The following is a 2,039-nucleotide window of genomic DNA, read 5'->3' as shown; positions in this document are numbered from 1 at the left end:
ACATTCTGCAGCGTCCTATGGCGATCAACGGCCAAGTGGTTATCCGCCCGATGATGTACCTGGCGCTGTCCTACGATCACCGTCTGATCGATGGCAAAGAAGCTGTAACCTTCCTGGTGACCATCAAGAACCTGCTGGAAGATCCGGCTCGTCTGTTGCTGGATATCTGATAGAAGCAGTCGCGGGCTTCAAGTTTCAAGCTGCAGGAAAGGGCAGCTTGGCTTGGAGCGCGCGGCTTGAAGCTTTTCGCTAAAGAGGATTTTTTGAATGTCGCAGAAATTTGACGTAGTAGTGATCGGTGCCGGCCCTGGCGGTTACGTAGCTGCCATCAAGGCCGCGCAGCTGGGTCTGACCACTGCCTGCATCGAGAAGTACACCGACGCCGAAGGCAAGCAAGCCTTGGGCGGTACCTGCCTGAACGTCGGCTGCATTCCTTCCAAGGCGCTGCTGGACAGCTCCTGGAAATACAAGGAAGCCAAAGAAAGCTTCAACGTTCACGGTATCTCGACTGGCGAAGTCAAAATGGACGTCGCTGCGATGGTTGGCCGCAAGGCTGGCATCGTCAAGAACCTGACCGGCGGCGTTGCCACTCTGTTCAAGGCCAACGGCGTTACTTCGATCCAGGGCCACGGCAAACTGCTGGCTGGCAAGAAAGTCGAAGTCACCAAGCCCGACGGCTCGGTTGAAGTCATCGAAGCTGAAAACGTGATCCTGGCTCCAGGCTCGCGTCCAATCGACATTCCACCGGCTCCGGTTGACCAGAAAGTCATCGTTGATTCGACTGGCGCACTGGAATTCCAGACCGTACCTAAACGTCTGGGCGTGATCGGCGCTGGCGTGATCGGCCTGGAACTGGGTTCGGTATGGTCGCGTCTGGGCTCCGAAGTCGTTGTTCTCGAAGCACTGGACACCTTCCTGATGGCAGCGGACACCGCTGTTTCCAAGGAAGCGCTGAAAACCCTGACCAAACAAGGTCTGGACATCAAGCTGGGCGCTCGCGTAACCGGTTCGAAAGTCAACGGCGACGAAGTCGTTGTCAACTACACCGATGCTAACGGCGAACAGACCATCACTTTCGACAAGCTGATCGTAGCCGTTGGTCGCCGTCCGGTGACCACTGATCTGCTGGCTGCCGACAGCGGCGTGACCCTCGACGAGCGCGGTTTCGTGCACGTTGATGATCACTGCGCCACCACCGTACCGGGCGTTTTCGCCATTGGAGACGTGGTTCGCGGCATGATGCTGGCTCACAAGGCATCCGAAGAAGGCATCATGGTTGTCGAGCGCATCAAGGGCCACAAAGCCCAGATGAACTATGACCTGATCCCTTCGGTTATTTATACTCACCCGGAAATCGCGTGGGTTGGCAAAACCGAGCAGGCCTTGAAAGCTGAAGGCGTTGAAGTTAACGTCGGCACCTTCCCGTTCGCCGCTTCCGGCCGTGCCATGGCCGCCAACGATACCGGTGGTTTCGTCAAGGTCATCGCTGATGCCAAGACTGACCGCGTATTGGGCGTGCCCGGGAGGGGCCCGAGCGCTGCCGAACTGGTTCAGCAGGGCGCGATCGGTATGGAATTCGGCACCAGCGCTGAAGACCTGGGCATGATGGTTTTCTCCCATCCGACCCTGTCTGAAGCCTTGCACGAAGCTGCTTTGGCTGTGAATGGCGGCGCCATCCACATTGCCAACCGCAAGAAGCGTTAAGACACAATAAGAAACCACGGCGGTAACGGCCCGTCGTGAGCCTTGCGAGCAAGTCTCACCGCGGAATGTCCGCTGGACGCAGTCTTGCGTAGCTGCACCGGGTATCCGGAAAGGCTACGCAAGCAGCAGTCACAGGTGGCGCGGCACTCAAATGAGCGCAGCGCCGAATGCGCAGTACCTAACGAAGACGGTAAAAAGCATGAATCTTCACGAGTATCAGGGTAAGCAGCTGTTCGCTGAATACGGCCTGCCAGTTTCCACTGGTTACGCAGTAGACACCCCGGAAGCAGCAGCAGCCGCGTGCGACAAAAACGGCGGCAGCGAGTGGGTTGTCA

At 57.6% G+C, this 2,039-nt stretch carries 3 protein-coding genes; all 3 read left to right on the top strand.

Features of this window, described 5'->3' with window-relative positions:
• Positions 1-170 (top strand): 2-oxo acid dehydrogenase subunit E2 (locus ACIONG_RS30420; protein ID WP_401304730.1); only part of this gene is annotated, 170 nt, incomplete at its 5' end.
• Between the two features lie 97 nt (positions 171-267).
• On the top strand, positions 268-1,704 hold the full coding sequence (lpdA, locus tag ACIONG_RS30415) for a dihydrolipoyl dehydrogenase (RefSeq protein ID WP_401304724.1): 1,437 nt from the start codon (positions 268-270) through the stop codon (positions 1,702-1,704).
• Positions 1,705-1,903: 199 nt separating this feature from the next.
• A partial coding sequence (locus ACIONG_RS30410) for an ATP-grasp domain-containing protein (protein ID WP_401304727.1) occupies positions 1,904-2,039 on the top strand: 136 nt, incomplete at its 3' end.

The organism is Pseudomonas sp. NPDC087817 (genome assembly GCF_044742875.1).
Lineage (GTDB): Bacteria > Pseudomonadota > Gammaproteobacteria > Pseudomonadales > Pseudomonadaceae > Aquipseudomonas.
This window is presented reverse-complemented; position numbering and strand designations above follow the sequence as displayed.

Coding starts and splice junctions, on each gene's coding strand:
- lpdA (WP_401304724.1), top strand. CDS start 268: ATGTCGCAGAAATTTGACGTAGTAGTGATCGGTGCCGGCCCTGGCGGT.